Source organism: Pseudoalteromonas rubra (genome assembly GCF_005887115.1).
Lineage (GTDB): Bacteria > Pseudomonadota > Gammaproteobacteria > Enterobacterales > Alteromonadaceae > Pseudoalteromonas > Pseudoalteromonas rubra_F.
Window position 1 is genome coordinate 23,583 of sequence record NZ_PNCJ01000008.1, and the last position, 20,434, is coordinate 44,016.

A 20,434-nucleotide genomic window follows, 5' to 3' on the forward strand; every position below is an offset into this window, starting at 1 on the left:
AACAGAACTTAGCTGTAGAGGTTTTGCGGCACTTTCAGTACCTGAATATGCACAGTCACTTCTTCGCGGTCGTGATAGAGGTGTTTGGCCTGTAGCTCGTAGCCTACGCCGTACTTTTTCAGCTCATCGCGGATCAGCGTTAAACACTCATAAACCGTATCAAAGCGCTTTTTCATGGGCAGCTTAAGGTTGAAGATCAACTCGCGGACAAAGCCGTTGACTATCCAGTCGACCATCAGTTCGCTGACGCGGGTGGGTTTTTCGACCATGTCACACACCAGCCAGTCGATGTTGCGCTTTTCGGGGCGATATTTAAAGCCGTCTTCACGGAAGTGCTTTACCTGCCCGGTTTCCATCAAATCATCGTTCATCGGGCCATTGTCGATTGCCGCTACAAACAACCCGCGGCGCACCAGCTGGTAGGTCCAGCCACCCGGGCAAGCGCCCAGATCCACGCCGCGCATACCAGAGCGGACCCGCTCTGGCTCGTTCTCTTTACCAACAAACACATTGAAGGCTTCATCCAGCTTAAGCGTTGAGCGACTCGGGGCATCGGCCGGCATTTTCAGCCTGGGGATCCCCATAAAGAAGGGCGAGTTGTTATGACTGAATGAGTAACCGACATAGGCGGTGTCGTTTGCCAGAAACAGCACATGCAGCACCGGTTTGTGGGCTTTGTGGTCGCGGGTCAGCTTATTTTGCTTCTCCAGCGCTTTGGCCAGTGGCGTCGAGAATTTTTTACAGAACTTCGACAGCTCTTTGCCTTCATTAGTATCCGGGGTTTCTACCCGCAGATCGCCACACAAAGGGAAATCCCCAACCACCTGTTTGATCTCAGATACGCGGTCTTCAACGGGCATTTTGCTTAACAACACACCCGCAAACCACTGGCGGGCAAACACCAGGCTGGAAAAGTCAACCTGCTTGAGTAGCAGCTCGCTCTGAGCCGGGTCAAAGCACTCAAAGGTCACATAGCCCGTATTGGGCTTAGCTTTTACGTAACCGGCGACATGATGTAACGCGGCGTGATGCGTAATTTCGGCCGCCGCATCGCTTTCAAAGCCGCTTCGGCAATAAATAACCACACTAGACATAGTGATAAAAAGTCTCTAATCAATTAAAAGGGCTGGCGGGCAACCTGAAACAGCAGCCAGGCCCAGCCAAGAATAAAACACAGTCCGCCCAGTGGCGTAATTGGTCCCAGCCACTTGGCACCGGTCAGCGCCAGCAAATACAGGCTGCCGCTGAACAGGACAATCCCGGTCGCAAATAAATAGCCCGAGAGCTGAACTTTCACGCCCCATTTCAGGAGCAAGGCTACGGCCAGCAATGCAAGGCCATGTGTCATCTGATATTCAGCGCCGGTTTTAAATATGCCAATGGCATAGTCGCTCAAACGGCTTTTCAGGCCATGTGCCGCAAAGGCCCCCAGCATGACCGACAGCATACAAAACGCCCCGCCCAGCAGTAAGAATAGCTTAGCCATTGAGTATCTCCGCAATTTTAGTTGCAATGGCCTCAGCTGCAAGCTGGCGGTTTTGTGCTTCTGTCAGGCCGCTGGCTTTGCGTGGCTTCAACGAATGGTCGCCATCTTTAAGCCATACCAGCTCAGGCCAGCCCTGATCTTCGGCTTGCGCTGCCAAAGCCGTGACCTCGGCGTGATTACCAAAGGTATCGCGCTCTCCTTGCAGTACCACAAACGGGCAAGGGATGTCAGCAAAGTGCTCGGTGCGCAGCTTCTCGGGTTTGCCCGGTGGATGAAACGGATAACCCAGCGCAAACACGCCCTGCACCTGAATATCGTCTTCACAGACCAGCATAGATGCCATCCGCCCGCCCATCGACTTACCACCGATAAACACAGGTAAGCCATCGAGCTGCGCGCTTAGCACATTACGATAATGGGCCAGCAGTTTAGGGGCACGCTCCGGCGGGCGACGTTTATCCAGCGCCTTTGCCATCTGCATGTAGCCAAAGTCAAACAGCCCGACGGAGACTCCCAGCGCACTCAGGCGGTTTGCTATGTCCTGCATAAAGTCGCTGTCGCGGCCCGCTCCTGCGCCATGGGCCAGAATAAGTTGCGCCAGAGGTGCGTCAGCCTGATGCCATTCGATATCAATCTTTACTTCACTCTGCGTCATTGTTGTTCCTGCTCTACCATTTCCAGCATCCAGTTTTTAAAGGACACTATTTTACCTAATTCAGCCTGAGATTCACGACACACCAGGTAGTAAGCATTTTTACTCTCCAGGTGATGGCTAAATGGAATGATCAAACGGCCCGCATCCAGGTCAGGTTTGGCCAATACGCTGTTGCCCAGCGCGATCCCCTGACCATGTACCGCTGCCTGAGTCACCATGGATGAGTGACTGAAAATTGGTCCGGTGTTAGCCGGCACGTTGCGCACCCCGGCGGTTTTTAGCCAGGCTTTCCAGGCGCGTCGGGTGGTATCGTGCAACAGGGTGTGATTCGCCAGATCGCTGGGCTGATCCAGCGGCTTAGGGCCATTGAGCAGCAAAGGGCTACACATAGGCACCAGATATTCGGTGTGCAGCTTGTGGGTTTGCACGCCGCTCCAGTTGCCCCGGCCATAATAAATGGCCACGTCCACGTCATCGGTTAATGAGTTTTCATCCAGATCCTGGGCTTTTATTCGCACATCAATGTCGGGGTGCAATTCATTAAACAGGCTCAGCCTGGGTACCAGCCACTGAATGGCAAAACTGGGCGTCAGGCTCACTGTAAGCGACCCTTTTGCACCCCGTGCTAATAGCCTTTCGGTGGCATCGATCAGCTGAGAAAACAGCTCTTTGATATCCAGGAAATAACCCTGCCCTTCTTCCGTTAACAGCAAGGAGCGGTTTTTACGTAAAAAGAGTTTAACCCCGAGGTGCTCTTCCAGAATTTTGATCTGGTGGCTGATGGCCGCCTGAGTGACAAACAGCTCTTCAGCGGCCTTGGTAAAACTCAGATGCCGGGCTGCGGCCTCAAAAGCTTTCAGTGCATTTAATGGGGGTAATCGTCGTGACATGGCGGGTGTTCCAAACCAGGCTGATGAAAATGGCGGAGTCTCCCCCGCCAGTAAGTGTCATGTTACAGATCGGCAGCGCTGGTATCTAACGGTGCAAAGCTCTTCACCAAATCGTCCACGGCTTTCATCTGTTGCAAGTAGCCTTCAAGCTTTGCCAGCGGCAGTGCACAAGGGCCATCGCATTTGGCTTCGTTTGGATTAGGGTGCGCTTCAATAAACAAGCCCGCCAGGCCCAGGGCCATTCCGCTGCGTGCCAGCTCAGCCGCCTGCGCACGACGACCATCTGCCGAATCGCTGCGACCACCCGGGCGCTGCAGGGCGTGTGTGGCATCAAAGATCACGGGTGCCATGTGCTTCATGTCATCCATACCCAGCATGTCGACCACCAGATTGTTATAACCAAAGCTGGTGCCGCGCTCACACAAGATCACTTGCTCGTTGCCCGCTTCGCTCATCTTTTTGATGATGTGACGCATCTCGTGTGGTGCCAGAAACTGAGGTTTCTTCACGTTAATCACATTGCCGGTCTTTGCCATGGCCACAACCAGGTCGGTCTGACGCGCTAAAAAGGCCGGAAGCTGGATCACATCAACCACTTCGGCAACGGGTGCCGCCTGATGCGGCTCATGCACGTCGGTGATAAGCGGTACGTTAAAGGTGCTTTTGATTTCTTCAAAGATTTTTAGCCCCTCTTCCATACCCGGACCACGGTATGAATTGATAGAAGAGCGGTTGGCTTTGTCGAATGAGGCTTTAAACACATAAGGAATGCCCAGCTTGCTGGTCACTTCAACATAGTGCTCGGCAATACGCATGGCCAGGTCGCGAGACTCCAGCACATTCATGCCACCAAACAGCACAAAAGGTTTGTCGTTAGCAACTTCGATGTCTGCTACTTTGATAATCTGTGTATTCATTGTTTTTCCTAAAATAGTCGCTAACTGGCAGCGCTAACTGCCAATCACACGTAAAAGTTGTCCGCATAGCCAGGCCGCGTAGGTGCCCAACGCATAGCCCAATACGGCTAACAGTACGCCCACTGGCGCCAGTGCCGGGTGGAACGCTGACGCAACCACAGGCGCAGATGCTGCGCCGCCAATATTGGCCTTGCTGCCAACCGCCACGTAAAACACGGGCGCTTTAATGAGTTTAGCCACCAAAAATAATAACCCCACATGCACTGCCATCCAGATCAGACCAATAACGACATACTTGGGGGCCTCGACGATTTTGGTGATATCCATGTGCAACCCTATTGTTGCGACCAAAATGTATAAGAAGCTGCTACCCACTTTGGAGGCGCCCACGGCCTCAAAGTTGCGGGCTTTGGTGAAAGACAGCGCCAGACCAATGGTGGTGACCAGTACGATGATCCAGAACAGTTTGGAATGCAGAGAAAACTTCTTCAGCTCCGGGAAATTACTTGCAAAGTAAGGCACCAACAGGTCGGCGGCAAAATGCGCCAGGCCTGTTGCACCGAAAGCAAAGGCGATTAGCAACATAAGATCCTTTAATTCGGGTCGTCTTGCATGCTCCGCTTCAAAGGCCTGTACTTTGTCAATCAGACGCTCAATCGAGGCCGTGTCGGCCCCGGTACGTGCGTCGATGTCTTTATGTCTGGCGGCTAAAAACAACAGGCCAGCCATCCACAGGTTGGCAACCACTATGTCCACGGTCACCATAATGGTGAAGATCTCGCCCCCGGCGCCGTAAATTTCCTTCATCGCCACCATGTTGGCTCCGCCGCCAATCCAGCTACCGGCCAGTGACGCCATACCACGCCATACCGCTTCAGGCCCGGCGACACCGAGTAATTCTGGCATAAAGGTGGCTGTGATCAGCAATGCAATCGGTCCGCCTAAGACCACGCCAACCGTACCAGTCAAAAACATTATAATGGCACGTTTACCCAGCCCCATGATGGACTTAAGATCGATGCTCAACGTCAGCAACACCAGACAGGCTGGCAGTAAAAAGTACTTAGCAACCGTATACACATCGTTACCGCTGCCATCGACAATCCCAAAGGTGTTTAGCAAAGATGGCAGGAAATAGCACATCAACAGAGCGGGCACATAGCGATAAAACTTGGCCCAGAATCCCGTTTTCAGATTAGAGGTATAAAACACAAATCCCAGAATAATGGCTAACAGGCCAAGCACAACGGCATTATTGGTAATGAGTACACTACTCTCTTGCATAGGATCTCTCTATTTCCTTGATTATACAAAAACCGCTCAGGAAGTTAGCACCGATGACTGGCATAACTCCCCTCAGTGCAGTGCGCACTGACCTCACCTAATGAAGGATATTATTATGGTCGGCCAGCTCAGCGATTTGATTTTGAATGAGTTCAATGGTTGGGTCGTCAGGGCATTCATCAACAAAAAATTGCAAATCATCTTTTGCCATTTTTGGACAATTGAGTTGATTTAACAGATAGCCCCTGTCGCGACGCTCATAAGGGTCATCACCCAGTAATTCCATCAACATCTCGACACAGCTCAGTGCATGACCAAACTTCTCAGCTGCAATAAACGACCATTTTTGCTGGGCAAGGTAAAGCTTGAAGGCTTCCTCTCCGAACACCAGCTCCAGAGGCTCCTGCTCTTTGTCATCACCATTTTCAGGGATCACATACCAGGCTTGGTGGCCTGAGCTGGGGTCTATGATATAGCCTTCTTCGTCGCTCAACGCAATGTGTACCTGCACATCGCCCTGATTAATTGCCAAGCTTGCGGTGAGATTAGCTCGCTCCAGCAAATGTACCAGAATAAGCGCCAACGCCATGCTGGTGCCACTGTGCATCTTTAAAGCGTAACAGACATTGTTTAGCAAATGCTCTGGCACTTTTTGGTCCGTGCCACTAAATAACCATTGGGTATAAAATGTATCGAGCAGTGCATCCACACACGTGTGTTTGTCGGCATTTTTATGGCAAATGTCGTCAACAGCCTGCTCAAGCTCAGCCAGTAAACATAGCGTGTGTGAGGTATCGGCCTGAGCATCCCAGTGTGGCTCAGCCCAGATACAACGTAACAAGGCCGGCGTAGAGAAATGCTCCGAACTTGCGTCGTGTTCATCGAACCAGATATCAGTCATAAATAACGAACTGTTTTCTACTGTCTAAAATTATAATGGGCTAGTGTAACATTTTTCATCACATTCCCAAGGGGATTTTTATTTTGGAGAAAATTGAGGGGGCTTTGAGCGAATGGCCGGACAGCGGGGTGCCCGGCGCATGTGTTACAGTAAGAGTGCGTTTTTAGCACTGGCGAGGTAGCCAACGGCCAACAGCGTGACTGTTGCCATAACCAGTGCACCAATCTGCCTGGCTTTTGTTGTGGATTTTGCAATCACGAAACCTAAAGCTATATATGCAACGACTAAAACAATTTTTTCCATCAACCAGGGTTGCTGTGCCGGGTTCAGGCTGGCCATTACAGCCAGCGATACCGCTGAAATCAGCAATACAGTATCAACACTGTGGCTGGCGATAAAGACCCCTTTGTTGGCTGCCAGTTTACCACTGGCCAAACGCGAAATAGCTCGGGTATAAAACAAAATAATACTTAAAACTGCAAACATCACATGTGTGTGTTTAAGTGCCATGTAGTCCAAAATTGCCCCTTATTAAATCAACTATAAAATCAATCTTCTAAACGAGCCAATATCTGTTCCAGCTCGTCAATTACAGTATTAAATACATCAACCAGCTTAGGGTCAAAGTGCTTGCCCTTTTGGCTGTTAATTTCAGCCACCACTTCATCCAGGCTGTATGCCGGGCGATAGCAACGCTCGTGACGCATTGAGTCATAGACATCTGCAATCGCCGCAATACGTCCGAAGATATGGATCTCTTCGCCTTTTTTACCTGTTGGGTAACCACTGCCGTCCCACCGCTCATGGTGATCGCGAGCAATCATAGCGCCGGCATTAACTATCTCACGGCGTGAGTCGCGCAGTATCTGGTAACCCTTTTGAGTATGAGACTTCATTACATCCCATTCTTCGGGCTCCAACTTATGTGGCTTGTTCAAAATCGCGTCGGGAATACCTACATTGCCAACGTCGTGTAAAGGTGAGGCAAGACGCACCAGCTCGGCTTCTCGATAGCTGAGACCGTAGTGCTTGGCCAGCACATAACAGATGTTTGCAACGCGCTTAACATGATTACCCGATTCCGTAGAGCGCTGCTCAAGCGCTTCGCTTAATCGATATACCAACTCCTGCTGAGTGTCTTCTATCTCTGCCTGAAGCTGAACATTTTCATAGGCCAGTTGTACGTTTTGCGAGAATATTTTGATCAAGTGCTTTTGCGTGTCGGTCAAAAACTCAGGGATACCTGAGACAAACAGCATAGACGCATGGTTATATTCACTCGAACAATACGCAAACAGATAATTGTCCTTATAAACTATGCCACGGTCTTGCAATGCCTGACGACAGGCATCCATTTGTTCTGAGTCCAGCACGTCCTCAATCGGCTTACCTTCGCTTCTGGCAAATTCGCCACGACCCGTAAACACCACCAGTTTGTCACTGCTATTGGAGGGATCATTACTGGCAACCAAAGACGTTGCATAAATGGCTTCATCCACAGTCCCTAACAAAGAAGTCAGCTGCTGGATCACCCCTTCGATAAACTGGTCGATGGAATGCGAAGCAAAAATATTTCGTGATGCAGTGATGATTTTTTCCAGCCCCTGACGAGACTGATCAATAGACAAAATGTCTCGGTAGGAACGCAAGCTCGACATCACTACAGTAAACAGCTTTTGTGCCGTCAACTCAGTTTTGGATTTATAGTCATTAATATCGTAATTGACGATGACCTGACGCTCCGGGGCCTGACCTGGCTGTCCGGTACGCAATATAATGCGAATATTGTTATTTTTAGCCGTCTCGCGAATATATTGCGCGACTCTCAATCCTGCGTCATCCGTTTCCATCACAACATCAAGTAGCACAATCGCTGCATCAGGGTGGTCCATAACCACCTTTTTTGCTTCCTCGCCAGAATAGGCACTGAGAAATTCAAGGCGCTTTTTCTGAAACTCAAAGTCACTGAGCGCGAGTTTGGTTACCGCATGCACCTCGGGTTCATCATCAACAATGATCACCTTCCAAGTGCCACTTTTTTCCTGTACTTCTACTTCACCCGGATCGTCTGAAAACAAAAAATCATCCATTGGAGAGTCCTTAACACTCTTTTGTACTCGTATCTCGCCAGTATTGCGCGTGCTGACGGACATGAAACCGGTTGAGGATAACCGGCTTGTTGCTCGCTTATACGGCATCGCTACTTTTATTGTAGCTTTGCTCAAGAAATAACGATTATTGCGGCTTTTGCGCCATCGTTACCCTATCACAGCCTGCCATATCTTTTATTGTAAGTATATTGCGATAGTTCATTTGTGCAAAAATCTGCTGAACACCAGCAGCTTGTTGATAGCCGTGCTCAAACATCAGATACCCATCAGACGTAAGATGCGCCTGCGCTTGCTCAATAATATGACGAATATCGGCATAGCCTTGATCCGGTGCTACCAAAGCGGACAAAGGCTCAAAACGCACATCCCCCTGACTCAGGTGTTCATCTGTTTCACAAATATAAGGCGGGTTGCTGACAATCAGATCAAAACACTGATCTGCCAACGCTGAAAACCAGTCACTCTGGCGGATCTGCACATGCTCAAAACCCAGACGCAGGCGGTTTTTCTCTGCCAGCGCCACCGCATCGCTTGAGAAGTCAACACCGATTAGTTGCCAACCAGGTTGCTCCGATGCCAACGCCAGCACAATGGCGCCCGTCCCGGTGCCCAGATCAAGTACTCTGGCCTGCGTCGGCAAAGCCAATGCCAGCGCCTGTTCAACCAGGGTTTCGGTGTCCGGGCGTGGGATCAGTGTACTGTTATTAACGTATAAAGGCAGGCTCCAGAACTCCCGCTCTCCCGTTAGATGAGCGACCGGCTCCCCTGCTTGTCGACGCGCGATCAGGGTTGCAAAACGCTGCTGTTGCTCGGCGTTTAATTCAGCCTCGGGCCAGGCAAATAAATAACTGCGGTTTTTTTGAAGGATATGCAAAAGCAGCACTTCGGCATCGAGTTTCGCCGACTCTGAGCTGCTCTGAAGTTGCCCGCTCGCCCAGGCAATCGCCTGAGCAAGGGTTGAATATTGCGTCATTAATCGTCGCCCATAGCTGCTAACAGATCAGCCTGGTACTCCAATACTAACGGGTCGATAACAGCACCCAGATCACCCGCTACAACTTCATTCAGACGATACAGTGTGAGGTTAATACGGTGATCCGTAATACGGCCCTGCGGATAGTTGTAAGTCCGGATCCGCTCAGAGCGGTCACCGCTACCTACCAGGTTACGACGCTCACTTGCCTCAGCAGCCTGACGTTTTTCGTCTTCCGCCTGCTGTAGACGCGCGCCCAATACTGACAAAGCCTTAGCACGGTTTTTATGCTGTGAACGTTCATCCTGACATTCCACCACAACGCCGGTTGGAATATGGGTAATACGGATAGCAGAGTCAGTTTTGTTAACGTGCTGACCACCGGCGCCCGAGGCACGGAAGGTGTCAACCTTCAGATCGGCTGGGTTAATTTCGATCGCTTCCGCTTCCGGGATCTCAGCCATGACTGCTACTGTACAGGCTGACGTATGAACGCGGCCCTGAGATTCAGTCTCTGGTACACGCTGTACGCGGTGCGCGCCCGACTCAAACTTGAGCTTACCGTACACGCCGTCGCCTTTGATGTTAGCAATGATCTCTTTGTAACCACCGTGTTCACCTTCGTTGGCACTGACCACTTCCACTTGCCACTTTTGGGTTTCGGCATAACGGCTGTACATACGGAACAAGTCACCGGCAAAGATAGCCGCTTCGTCACCGCCCGTACCGGCACGGACTTCCAAAAATACGTTGTTATCGTCTTTAGGATCTTTTGGCAGCATCAGGATCTGGAGCTGCTCTTCCAGTTCTGAAATTTGTTCTTTTGCTTCTTTATATTCTTCCTGAGCCATTTCACGCATATCCGGATCAGAATCCTTCAGCATTTCTTCGGCTGCTGCCACGTTTTCCTGCGCCTGCTGATAAGCAGTAAACGCCTTCACCACATCCTCAAGCTCTGAGTACTCTTTTGACAATGCGCGAAAACGGTTCTGATCGCCAATGACTTCCGGATCCCCCAGCATGGCTTCCACTTCTTCGTGGCGCTCTACCAAAGTTTCCAATTTACGATAAACGGACTCTTTCATTTAACTCTTATTCCTGCTCAATACCTAATGCTTGTTTTAATACTGCAATACGCTCAATATCACCTTCTTTTGCTGCCGACTGAATCGCTCGGGTCGGTGCATGAGTAAGTCGATTAGTGAGTTTATTTGCCAGTTCTAACAAGACCTTTTCTGAATTCTTACCCGATTGTAGCTGATTTAACGCCTTTTCCACGAGCTCTAATTTAATCGTCTGGGCCGATTCTCGATATTCCCGGATCACATCCACCGATGTCAGTGAACGCTGCCACTGCGCAAACTCATGGGTTTTGTCATCAATGATGTGCTGCGCTTCACGTGCTGCTTGTTCACGCGACGCCATATTTTCATTCACGATTGCTTGCAGGTCGTCTACCGTATAAAGGTAGGCCGCGTCTAAGTCATTGACCTGACTTTCGATATCACGTGGCACAGCAATATCGACAAACAGCATCGGTTTATGTTTGCGTTTTTTAAGAGCCTGCTCAACGACCCCTTTACCTATGATTGGCAAGGTGCTGGCTGTTGAGCTGATGACAATATCCGCCAGATGCAATTGCTCGGGAAGTTGAGCCAAGGAGATGACATTCGCGTTAATTTCATCCGCCAGGGATTGAGCCCGTTCAATGGTGCGGTTGGCAACGGTAATTGCTTTGGGATTGTGTTGCGACAGATGCTTGGCAACCAGCTCAATGGTTTCACCGGCTCCAATCAGTAATACGTTGGTTTTTTCCAGCTGACCATAAATGTGTTTAGCCAGATTGACGGCCGCATACGCCACAGATACTGCGCTGGCGCCAATTTCAGTCTCGGTACGCACCTGCTTAGCCACAGAGAACGTTTTCTGAAACAAGCGCTCGAATACCGGCTGAATGCCGTTATGTGTTTTCGCGCTATTATACGCTTGCTTGATCTGACCTAGGATCTGAGGTTCACCCAACACCAAAGAATCTAAACCACAGGCTACACGCATCAGGTGATTGACCGCATCCTGATTGTGATGCACATACACATTTTCGGCCAGCTCTTGCTCTTCTATTTGGTGAAATTCAGCCAGCCAGCCCAGAAGCGCTTGGGAATTCGAGTCGCCAAGGCTACAATAGATTTCGGTCCGATTGCAGGTAGAAACAATCACGGACTCATTAAACTGCGGCAACTGTGATAGTTGCTGTAGCGCATCCGATAACTGTTGCGGAGAAAAGGCGACTTTTTCCCTCAATTCGACGGACGCGGTTTTGTGATTGATCCCAAGTGCGATAATGGTCATAACTGCCAGTGTTGCTCAAGCCCTGCTTTAAAGCCGCTAATTTTACCAAAAATCAATCGAATATGGAAAGTAAGGAACTTAGTTTGAAACAGTTTCATTTGATTTTGCTCATGTTTTTATTGTTTCTGAGCGGGTGTGCACAGCGTATTACCCCACCTGACGAGCATTTACAGCAGAATCGTCCCGAAAGTTATAACAATTGGCGGGCAACCGGTAAGCTGGCATTTATCTCTCCCGAAGAGCGTCAGTCTGCCAACTTTAACTGGCAATATCGTGAACAAAAACAAACCCTGACGTTGAACACCTTTATCGGGACTCAGGTACTCAAGCTGCAAGAATTCGATCAGCACAGTGTGCTGACGCTTGAGGATAACACCTACACCAGTGAAGACAGCAGCGATTTAGTGTACCGCCTGAGCGGCTGGCAACTGCCTGTATCACAAGCCCCTCAATGGTTAACGGGCAACATAGAGGCACCTGACAATCAGTATAATGATAAACAACAATTAACTCAGGCCATCTGGCAAGACGAACAAGGCCTGCGCTGGCAGGTTGCTTACCAAACCTACCAGCGTGTAAACGGGTTCGAACTCCCGACTCGGCTCACCCTGACACATAAAGATATCACCATTAAAATCCGAATCAGTGATTGGCACTTTGACACCCTATGAAGACACTCAAATTAACCGCTCCGGCAAAACTCAACCTGTTCTTGCACATCAATGGTCGCCGTGCTGATGGCTACCATGAACTCGAAACCCTGTTTACTCTGCTGGAATATGGCGATGAGCTGACTTTTTCGCTTATCGAGCAAGATGTACTTGAGATTGAGGGCGATGTCACCGGCATTCCGTTGCAAGACAATTTGATTTACCGAGCTGCGGAAGCGCTCAGGCCCTATAAACAATCACCATTCGGTGCCCATGTTCAGCTGGTTAAAAAACTGCCTATGGGTGGCGGCGTGGGGGGCGGTTCATCAGACGCAGCAACCACCTTGCTTGCCTTAAACACATTGTGGCAATGTGACTTATCATTTGACCAGCTTGCGGATATCGGATTATCACTCGGTGCGGATGTCCCCGTCTTTATACGAGGAAAAACGGCCTTGGCGCAAGGGGTTGGAGAGAAGCTGAGCCCCTATACTCTGGCAACAAAACACTATCTGGTGGTCTTCCCCAATGTCCATGTTGGCACTGTTGAAGTATTCACACACCCAGAGCTGCCAAGAAATACCCCGAAATTATCTGAGGGCTGGACCATCGAGCAGACACACAACGACTGTCAGGCATTAGTCAAAAAGCTCTACCCCGAGGTTGAAAAAACCCTGAGCTGGTTGCTAAAATATGCGCCGTCCAGAATGACGGGAACCGGAGGATGCTGCTTTGCAGAATTTAATTCAGCACAGGCGGCACAGCGTGTACTCGAACAACTCCCGTCTCACTGGACTGGCTTTGTTACCCAAAGCGCAAGCGAGTCAATTGCCCACCGGCAACTGGCTGCATGGCGTAAAGATGAAGTAAAATAGTTTAAGTTAGCCTGTTTTGACACTGTCACAGACGCCGTCATTGCAAAATATATATTACAGTGCCTGAGGAACCCTACCGTGCCCGACATGAAGCTCTTCGCTGGTAACGCAACACCTGAGCTAGCTCAAAAAGTTGCAAAACGTTTGTTTATCGAATTAGGTGATGCCGTTGTAGGCCGTTTTAGCGACGGCGAGATCAGCGTTCAAATCAATGAAAATGTTCGTGGTTCTGATGTATTCATCGTCCAATCCACTTGTGCACCAACCAATGACAACCTGATGGAACTCATTGTGATGGTGGATGCTTTACGTCGTGCTTCTGCAGGTCGTATTACCGCCGTTATTCCATACTTCGGCTATGCCCGTCAGGATCGTCGTGTACGTTCTGCGCGTGTGCCAATCACTGCAAAAGTTGTTGCGGACTTCTTATCAAGCGTTGGTGTTGACCGCGTTCTGACGGTAGACCTGCACGCTGAACAGATCCAGGGCTTCTTCGATGTGCCTGTAGACAATGTGTTTGGTAGCCCGGTGCTGCTTGAAGACATGAAAGAGCGCGATTTTGACGATGTTGTGGTCGTGTCGCCAGATATTGGTGGTGTGGTACGTGCGCGTGCAATCGCCAAACTTCTGGACGACAAAGATCTGGCTATCATCGACAAACGTCGCCCACAGGCTAACGTTTCTCAAGTCATGCACATCATTGGTGATGTGGAAGGCCGCGACTGTATTATCGTCGATGATATGATTGATACCGGTGGTACGTTGTGTAAAGCTGCGGCTGCACTGAAAGAGCATGGTGCTAAGCGCGTATTTGCTTATGCAACGCACCCGGTTCTGTCTGGCAATGCCGCAGAGAACCTGCGCAACTCAGTAATTGACGAAGTGATTGTCACTGACTCAATTACGCTGTCGGACGAGCTGAAGTCTGTTGATAAGATCAAAGTACTGACGCTGGCTGATATGCTGGCTGAAACCATTCGCCGCATCAGCAACGAAGAGTCTATCTCTGCGATGTTCGAACACTAATCCGTGTTCACTGGCAAAGAAAAAGCACCTTAGGGTGCTTTTTTTATATCCAAAGGTTTGCAAGGCTGCTGGTTAGTGGTATATTAGCGCGCCTTTTTACTGGGCTTGCTTTGGATACAACCACGGCGAGTGCAGTGATTTACCGAAGTGCTTGGTCGCGAGCCCTTCGAAGTATTAACTAAAATAATTGGAGACACTCATGTCACAATACGTATTAAACGCTGAAGTACGCGAAACTCTGGGTACTGGTGCGAGCCGCCGCCTACGTCGCGCTGATAAAGTTCCTGCTATCCTTTACGGTGCAGGCAAAGACGCTGTTTCGCTTACTCTGGACCACAACAAAGTTATCCAGATGCAAGAAGACGAAGGTTTCTACACGCACATCCTGACTCTGAACATCGGTGGTGAGTCTGTTGAAGCTATCCTGAAAGACATCCAACGTCACCCGTACAAGCCTAAGGTAACTCACCTTGACTTCCAACGCGTTGACGCTTCTCAAAAGCTTCACACTAAAGTACCTGTTCACTTCCTGAACGAAGAAGCAGCTACTAAAGGCGGCAACACTGTTGCTCACCACGTAACTGAAATCGAAATCACGTGTCTGCCAGCTCAGCTTCCTGAGTTCGTAGAAGTTGACGTTGCAGCTATCGAAGTTGGCGCAACTGTACACCTTTCAGACATCACTCTTCCAGCTGGTGTAGTTTCTGTTGAGCTAGCTAAAGGTGCAGACCACGACCAAGCGGTTGTAACTGTAAACGCACCTAAAGGCAGCGCTGCTGAAGAAACAGCTGAAGAAGCTGCTGAATAATTTTTAAGGTGTTAGCACCTTGAATACTATTCAAATGCTAGTGGGCCTGGCTAATCCAGGCCCCGAATACGCAAACACCCGTCACAATGCCGGTGCCTGGTTTATCGAAGAACTGGCCAAGCGCTACAACGTCCCCCTCAAACCTGATTCAAAACACCATGGCCTTAGTGGCAAGCTTATCCTGAACAATCAGGAATTTAAGCTACTGATCCCAACCACCTTTATGAACCTAAGCGGTAAAGCCGTAGGTAGCCTGGCAAACTTCTATAAGATCCCGCCAGAGCAGATCCTGGTTGCACATGATGAGATGGATATGGAACCTGGTGTCGCCAAAATCAAAAAAGGCGGCGGTCACGGTGGGCACAATGGTCTCAAAGACATAATCGCCAAGCTGGGTAATAACAAAGAGTTTATGCGCCTGCGCATTGGTATTGGCCACCCTGGACACAGAGACAAAGTAACAGGTTGGGTGCTGGGCAAAGCCCCTCAGGCAGATCAGGAAAAAATCGATGCAGTGGTAGATGAAGCCGTGCGTTGTATGGAAATTCTGGCCAAAGACGGTGTGTTAAAAGCACAAAATAGACTACATTCTTTTAAGCCGTAACACCGACTCTCCTGTCCCGTTACAGCTGTGATTGATGGCAAACTAAAGGTTTTAAACTATGGGTTTTAAATGTGGCATTGTTGGCCTGCCTAACGTAGGTAAGTCAACCCTATTCAATGCATTAACCAAAGCGGGCATCGAAGCCGCGAACTTCCCTTTTTGTACTATCGAGCCAAACACCGGCGTGGTTGCCGTTCCGGATCCGCGTCTGGACCAATTGGCTGCGATTGTTAATCCACAAAAAACCATCGCAACCACGATGGAGTTTGTTGATATCGCAGGCCTGGTAAAGGGCGCCTCTAAAGGTGAAGGTCTGGGTAACCAGTTCTTAGCAAACATTCGCGAAACAGATGCCATTGGTCATGTTGTTCGCTGCTTTGAAGACGAAAACATCGTCCACGTATCTGGTCAGGTAAACCCGGCAGACGATATTGATGTTATCAACACTGAGCTGGTTTTAGCAGATATGGAAGCGGCCGACCGCGCAGCACAACGTAACGCTAAAAAAGCCAAAGGTGGCGATAAAGACGCTAAATTCCAAAACGAAGTACTGGAAAAGGTCAAAGCACACCTGGATGAAGGGTTAACACTGCGCTCACTGGAGCTGACAAAAGAGGAGCTAGCTGCGATTAAGCCGCTTAACTTCTTAACGATTAAGCCGACCATGTACATCGCAAACGTGACTGAAGATGGTTTCGAAAATAACCCATTCTTAGACCAGGTACGTGAGATTGCCGCAGCGGAAGAAGCCGTTGTGATCCCGGTCTGTGCTGCTATTGAATCTGAACTGTCTGAACTTGAAGAAGAAGATAAGCTTGAATTCATGGCTGACCTTGGTCTGGAAGAGCCAGGGCTTAACCTGGTGATCCGTGGCGGTTACGAGCTACTGAAACTACAAACCTACTTTACGGCAGGTGTTAAAGAAGTGCGCGCATGGACGATTCCTGTTGGTGCCACTGCGCCGCAGGCAGCGGGTAAGATCCACACCGACTTTGAGCGTGGCTTTATTCGTGCACAGACCATTGGTTTTAATGACTACATTGAATACCAAGGTGAAAGCGGTGCGAAAGACGCAGGTAAAATGCGCCAGGAAGGTAAAGATTACATCGTTAAAGATGGCGATGTGATGAACTTCCTGTTCAATGTCTAAGTAACTGCATTCAATATTGACCAAGTTTATTGGTCTGACAAAAAGCGCCTGATGGCGCTTTTTTTGTCTTTCTCTTACACTGTATGAAGAATTATTGGCTGAATTGCGTTAAAAACAGCCCGCTTCGCTTAATTTATCTGCAAACAAACTGTGTTAGGTATTTTTTTGCAAAAAAGGTGTTGACGACATACGGGCATATACGCATAATACGCCCCGCATCAGCGATGATGAGAAATTAAAGAGATGGCTATGTAGCTCAGCTGGTTAGAGCACATCACTCATAATGATGGGGTCCCCTGTTCAAATCAGGGCATAGCCACCATGCTTTAATTACTACCAAAACTCATCGAGCTAGCAAAACGCGGAAGTGGCGGAATTGGTAGACGCGCTGGATTTAGGTTCCAGTATCTTCGGATGTGAGAGTTCAAGTCTCTCCTTCCGCACCATGTTCTTTTAAGTCAGAACTAAAACAGATTTAGTTTCGTTGGAGTATCGCCAAGCGGTAAGGACAGAAGAGAGAGGTTTTGATCCCTCACTCATCCACCCCCAGATTCAAATCCTGGGACCAACATTTAGGTTTGAGTTTTCGTTGGAGTATCGCCAAGCGGTAAGGCAGCGGGTTTTGATCCCGCCATTCCCAGGTTCAAATCCTGGTACTCCAGCCATCTCTTCTGAGATAAAAATGCGGAAGTGGCGGAATTGGCCAGGTGTCTTGAACTAGACGCTGGATTTAGGTTCCAATATCAAAGCAAAAAAATATGCGGAAGTGGCGGAATTGGTAGACGCGCTGGATTTAGGTTCCAGTATCTTCGGATGTGAGAGTTCAAGTCTCTCCTTCCGCACCATGTTCTCGATTAGAACTAAAATAATCAAATTTTCGTTGGAGTATCGCCAAGCGGTAAGCACAGAAGAGAGAGGTTTTGATCCCTCACTCATCCACCCCCAGACTCAAATCCTGGGACCAACATTTAGGTTTGAGTTTTCGTTGGAGTATCGCCAAGCGGTAAGGCAGCGGGTTTTGATCCCGCCATTCCCAGGTTCAAATCCTGGTACTCCAGCCAACATGCGGAAGTGGCGGAATTGGTAGACGCGCTGGATTTAGGTTCCAGTATCTTCGGATGTGAGAGTTCAAGTCTCTCCTTCCGCACCATGTTCTCGATTAGAACTAAAATAATCAACTTTTCGTTGGAGTATCGCCAAGCGGTAAGGACAGAAGAGAGAGGTTTTGACCCCTCACTCGTTCACCCCCAGATTCAAATCCTGGGACCAACATTTAGATTTGAGTTTTCGTTGGAGTATCGCCAAGCGGTAAGGCAGCGGGTTTTGATCCCGCCATTCCCAGGTTCAAATCCTGGTACTCCAGCCATTGGCTATGTAGCTCAGCTGGTTAGAGCACATCACTCATAATGATGGGGTCCCCTGTTCAAATCAGGGCATAGCCACCACGTTGCGGAAGTGGCGGAATTGGTAGACGCGCTGGATTTAGGTTCCAGTATCTTCGGATGTGAGAGTTCAAGTCTCTCCTTCCGCACCATGTTCTTCAAGTTAGAACTAAAACTCTTGATTACGCTTTTTATTTCTGTAGTATCAAGCGTTAAGAAGAAGGATATTATCTCTTAGATTTATCTGGATTCAAGATTTGAATTATTGCTGGAGTATCGCCAAGCGGTAAGGCAGCGGGTTTTGATCCCGCCATTCCCAGGTTCAAATCCTGGTACTCCAGCCATCTCTTCCTTAAGAGATACAATTTGATGCGGAAGTGGCGGAATTGGTAGACGCGCAGGATTCAGGTTTCTGTAACTTCGGTTGTGAGAGTTCAAGTCTCTCTTTCCGCACCATTTAACTCTTATCTTGAAAACTTTCTTCTTTTTAAAAACTACATACTCGATGCAAAAGTGACGGAATTGTCTGTTGTCGAATTAGACGCAGGATTCGGTTCTCTTTTTCATTGATAAACTAAATACTCGATGCAAAAGTAGCAGAATTGGCTGTTGTCGAATGAGACGCAGGATTCAGGTTTCTTTTTCATTGATAAACTAAATATACGATGCGGAAGTGGCGGAATTGGTAGACGCGCAGGATTCAGGTTTCTGTAACTTCGGTTGTGAGAGTTCAAGTCTCTCCTTCCGCACCATTTAGTTCAAAGACAATTTCAACTCTCTTGCTACTCTTCCGACATATCTTAATTATTTTCCCATCTTCTTCGTAATTTTCAGTTAATTTTGCTTTATTGCTTTGCTATCTGTTATTCCTGTCATGAATGACGTCTAAACGACGCCACCCATTGCATGTTTCAATACTTCACGTTTAATTGGACCGGCATGATTAGCCACTTTTAACACCAGGTTGCGTAAATGCCTTAAAGGTGCAATTTCGTTAGAGAAGCCAAAGTAGCAGGCGTCCATCATACTCATCATCATCAGGTTATCGTTACGACGGCTCTGCTCATAGCGGCGCAGCAAGGCGGCGTTACCAATGTCCTCAGCGCCTTCCAGTGCGCTTGCCAGCGCAGCCACATCTTTGAACCCTAAATTAACGCCCTGCCCTGCCAGCGGGTTAATGGTATGTGCTGAGTCGCCAATCAGGACGACACGCCCCTGATGGTATTGATTGGCATGTTGTCTGGCCAGCGGAAATACCGCGCTTTGTAACACCTCAAACTCACCGGGTAAATCGAAGAAGTGATTTTGTATCTCCTGCTTCAACTGTGCATTCGATAACGTCTTCATCTGCGCCAGCTCATTGCCATGGTGATACCAAATAAGATTGGCATACGGATATTGCATGGGCAAAAAGGCAATCGGTCCGGACGGCTTAAACTGCTGCCAGGTTTTTACCTGCTGCGGCGCATCCAGTTTAATCAGCACACCCATACAATGCTGCTGATATTGCCAACCGGTCACCCCAATGCCAGCCAGTTTGCGTACCACCGAGCGTCCGCCGTCAGCTGCTAACAGTAAATCGGCCTGATAACTTTGCTCCGGGTAAATCAACTCAACCGAATCAGTATTTTGCTTGATTGCCTGCGGCGTACCAGAAACCTGTTCGACCTGAATACCAAGGCGTTCGAACTGTGCCCATAAACTGGCCTGGATAAGACGGTTTTCAACAATGTGGCCTAAATGCGTTGCCGCCAGCTCCTCGCAGTCAAATAGCAGGCTGTTATTTTCCTGCTCATACGCTTCGAGCTGCTGATACGGTGCCAGTCTGGCATTGCGCAGCAACGGCATTGCCTGGAGTTCATCCAGCAAAGCTTCTGAGAAGCGATTAATGGCTGACACCCGAATATCTATGGTCTCGTCCGTTAGAGCCTGCATGGCATCCAATGGATGCGTTTCGAGCACAGTGACTGTCAGGCCTTGCTGCGCGAGCTTGACGGCGGCGGCTGCGCCAACCATGCCACCACCTACTATCAGCACTTTGTTTTTCATACCCTTTTTCCTTAGTTCTGCTTGCTAAGTCATATCCTGCTATTGTAACCCAATTCGCTCTGAAAGGTTCACAGCCCTGCATAGTGTAGCCGAGCAAATACAAGATGCCTTGATCTTGGTTTCTAAAGTTAAAAACTATACTTGGCTAGTGTCATTAGGTCATATAAAATACGCGTCCTTTAAACTAATTTCACGCAAGATCCTGGCAAAGATACAGGTTATGCTCTGTACTGGCACAGGTGATGAGCGGGTCGGCTTAGTGATATTAGTTGTTTTAGCGTCGCACACCGTGCTATTCACCGAGTTGAAAACGAGGCATTATTT

Annotated in this window: 19 protein-coding genes and 12 tRNA genes; 18 read left to right on the plus strand and 13 right to left on the minus strand. The window is 49.0% G+C overall.

Going from position 1 to position 20,434, the window contains the following annotated elements; all coding sequences use genetic code 11:
• Positions 1 to 8: 8 nt before the first annotated feature.
• From rlmM to hemA, 12 genes are all read right to left on the minus strand, one after another.
• Positions 9 to 1,094, minus strand: coding sequence for a 23S rRNA (cytidine(2498)-2'-O)-methyltransferase RlmM (gene rlmM / locus CWB98_RS05090; RefSeq protein WP_138543882.1), 1,086 nt, complete (start codon positions 1,092 to 1,094; stop codon positions 9 to 11).
• A 23-nt stretch (positions 1,095 to 1,117) separates the two neighbouring features.
• The gene (locus CWB98_RS05095; RefSeq protein WP_054017245.1) at positions 1,118 to 1,486 is read right to left on the minus strand and encodes a DUF423 domain-containing protein; all 369 of its coding nucleotides are present in this window, start codon (positions 1,484 to 1,486) and stop codon (positions 1,118 to 1,120) included.
• Positions 1,479 to 2,141: an alpha/beta family hydrolase gene (locus CWB98_RS05100; RefSeq protein WP_138543883.1), complete on the minus strand. Its 663-nt coding sequence runs from the start codon at positions 2,139 to 2,141 to the stop codon at positions 1,479 to 1,481. The genes CWB98_RS05095 and CWB98_RS05100 overlap by 8 nt, the downstream gene beginning before the upstream one ends.
• Positions 2,138 to 3,031 carry a transcriptional regulator GcvA gene (locus tag CWB98_RS05105; RefSeq protein WP_046006605.1) on the minus strand — a complete coding sequence of 298 codons (894 nt, stop codon included), beginning with the start codon at positions 3,029 to 3,031 and terminating at the stop codon, positions 2,138 to 2,140. Before CWB98_RS05105 ends, CWB98_RS05100 begins: the two co-directional genes overlap by 4 nt.
• Before the next feature lie 62 nt (positions 3,032 to 3,093).
• On the minus strand, positions 3,094 to 3,948 hold the full coding sequence (kdsA, locus tag CWB98_RS05110) for a 3-deoxy-8-phosphooctulonate synthase (protein WP_046006606.1): 855 nt from the start codon (positions 3,946 to 3,948) through the stop codon (positions 3,094 to 3,096).
• 33 nt (positions 3,949 to 3,981) lie between these two features.
• Complete coding sequence (locus tag CWB98_RS05115; RefSeq protein ID WP_138543884.1) at positions 3,982 to 5,232, minus strand: DUF819 domain-containing protein; 1,251 nt, start codon at positions 5,230 to 5,232, stop codon at positions 3,982 to 3,984.
• A gap of 97 nt (positions 5,233 to 5,329) precedes the next feature.
• Positions 5,330 to 6,133 (minus strand): tetratricopeptide repeat protein, encoded by an 804-nt coding sequence (locus tag CWB98_RS05120; protein ID WP_054017250.1) that lies wholly within the window; start codon positions 6,131 to 6,133, stop codon positions 5,330 to 5,332.
• A gap of 144 nt (positions 6,134 to 6,277) precedes the next feature.
• Positions 6,278 to 6,652, minus strand: coding sequence for a SirB2 family protein (locus CWB98_RS05125; protein ID WP_138543885.1), 375 nt, complete (start codon positions 6,650 to 6,652; stop codon positions 6,278 to 6,280).
• Between the two features lie 29 nt (positions 6,653 to 6,681).
• Positions 6,682 to 8,223, minus strand: coding sequence for a DUF3369 domain-containing protein (locus CWB98_RS05130; protein WP_138543886.1), 1,542 nt, complete (start codon positions 8,221 to 8,223; stop codon positions 6,682 to 6,684).
• A gap of 145 nt (positions 8,224 to 8,368) precedes the next feature.
• Positions 8,369 to 9,217 carry a peptide chain release factor N(5)-glutamine methyltransferase gene (gene prmC / locus CWB98_RS05135; protein WP_138543887.1) on the minus strand — a complete coding sequence of 283 codons (849 nt, stop codon included), beginning with the start codon at positions 9,215 to 9,217 and terminating at the stop codon, positions 8,369 to 8,371.
• Positions 9,217 to 10,302, minus strand: coding sequence for a peptide chain release factor 1 (gene prfA, locus CWB98_RS05140; RefSeq protein ID WP_054017254.1), 1,086 nt, complete (start codon positions 10,300 to 10,302; stop codon positions 9,217 to 9,219). Before prfA ends, prmC begins: the two co-directional genes overlap by 1 nt.
• Positions 10,303 to 10,309: 7 nt before the next feature.
• Positions 10,310 to 11,566 carry a glutamyl-tRNA reductase gene (hemA, locus tag CWB98_RS05145; protein WP_138543888.1) on the minus strand — a complete coding sequence of 419 codons (1,257 nt, stop codon included), beginning with the start codon at positions 11,564 to 11,566 and terminating at the stop codon, positions 10,310 to 10,312.
• An 83-nt stretch (positions 11,567 to 11,649) separates the two neighbouring features.
• Between hemA and lolB the strand changes: the two genes are divergently transcribed.
• From lolB to CWB98_RS05235, 18 genes are all read left to right on the plus strand, one after another.
• Entirely contained in the window at positions 11,650 to 12,237 is a 588-nt protein-coding gene (gene lolB, locus CWB98_RS05150; RefSeq protein WP_138543889.1) for a lipoprotein insertase outer membrane protein LolB, read from the plus strand.
• Entirely contained in the window at positions 12,234 to 13,091 is an 858-nt protein-coding gene (ispE, locus tag CWB98_RS05155) for a 4-(cytidine 5'-diphospho)-2-C-methyl-D-erythritol kinase (protein WP_138543890.1), read from the plus strand. Before lolB ends, ispE begins: the two co-directional genes overlap by 4 nt.
• 78 nt (positions 13,092 to 13,169) lie before the next feature.
• Entirely contained in the window at positions 13,170 to 14,117 is a 948-nt protein-coding gene (locus tag CWB98_RS05160) for a ribose-phosphate pyrophosphokinase (RefSeq protein WP_010386544.1), read from the plus strand.
• 199 nt (positions 14,118 to 14,316) lie between these two features.
• On the plus strand, positions 14,317 to 14,925 hold the full coding sequence (locus CWB98_RS05165) for a 50S ribosomal protein L25/general stress protein Ctc (RefSeq protein ID WP_138543891.1): 609 nt from the start codon (positions 14,317 to 14,319) through the stop codon (positions 14,923 to 14,925).
• A gap of 19 nt (positions 14,926 to 14,944) precedes the next feature.
• Positions 14,945 to 15,529, plus strand: coding sequence for an aminoacyl-tRNA hydrolase (gene pth, locus CWB98_RS05170; protein ID WP_046006617.1), 585 nt, complete (start codon positions 14,945 to 14,947; stop codon positions 15,527 to 15,529).
• Positions 15,530 to 15,587: 58 nt separating this feature from the next.
• Positions 15,588 to 16,679 carry a redox-regulated ATPase YchF gene (ychF, locus tag CWB98_RS05175; protein WP_054017260.1) on the plus strand — a complete coding sequence of 364 codons (1,092 nt, stop codon included), beginning with the start codon at positions 15,588 to 15,590 and terminating at the stop codon, positions 16,677 to 16,679.
• 245 nt (positions 16,680 to 16,924) lie between these two features.
• Positions 16,925 to 17,001: transfer RNA gene (locus CWB98_RS05180), tRNA-Met, on the plus strand.
• A gap of 39 nt (positions 17,002 to 17,040) precedes the next feature.
• A tRNA-Leu gene (locus CWB98_RS05185) sits at positions 17,041 to 17,125 on the plus strand.
• Positions 17,126 to 17,269: 144 nt separating this feature from the next.
• Positions 17,270 to 17,344, plus strand: a tRNA-Gln gene (locus CWB98_RS05190).
• Between the two features lie 95 nt (positions 17,345 to 17,439).
• Positions 17,440 to 17,524: transfer RNA gene (locus CWB98_RS05195), tRNA-Leu, on the plus strand.
• Positions 17,525 to 17,665: 141 nt separating this feature from the next.
• A tRNA-Gln gene (locus tag CWB98_RS05200) sits at positions 17,666 to 17,740 on the plus strand.
• Between the two features lie 4 nt (positions 17,741 to 17,744).
• A tRNA-Leu gene (locus tag CWB98_RS05205) sits at positions 17,745 to 17,829 on the plus strand.
• A 141-nt stretch (positions 17,830 to 17,970) separates the two neighbouring features.
• Positions 17,971 to 18,045, plus strand: a tRNA-Gln gene (locus tag CWB98_RS05210).
• A 2-nt stretch (positions 18,046 to 18,047) separates the two neighbouring features.
• Positions 18,048 to 18,124, plus strand: a tRNA-Met gene (locus CWB98_RS05215).
• Between the two features lie 4 nt (positions 18,125 to 18,128).
• Positions 18,129 to 18,213: transfer RNA gene (locus CWB98_RS05220), tRNA-Leu, on the plus strand.
• Positions 18,214 to 18,330: 117 nt separating this feature from the next.
• Positions 18,331 to 18,405: transfer RNA gene (locus CWB98_RS05225), tRNA-Gln, on the plus strand.
• Between the two features lie 27 nt (positions 18,406 to 18,432).
• Positions 18,433 to 18,517, plus strand: a tRNA-Leu gene (locus CWB98_RS05230).
• A gap of 211 nt (positions 18,518 to 18,728) precedes the next feature.
• Positions 18,729 to 18,813 (plus strand) — tRNA-Leu (locus CWB98_RS05235).
• 133 nt (positions 18,814 to 18,946) lie between these two features.
• On the opposite strand, the gene CWB98_RS05240 is transcribed toward CWB98_RS05235, so the two are convergent.
• Entirely contained in the window at positions 18,947 to 20,110 is a 1,164-nt protein-coding gene (locus CWB98_RS05240) for an FAD-dependent oxidoreductase (RefSeq protein ID WP_138543892.1), read from the minus strand.
• Positions 20,111 to 20,434 lie beyond the last annotated feature (324 nt).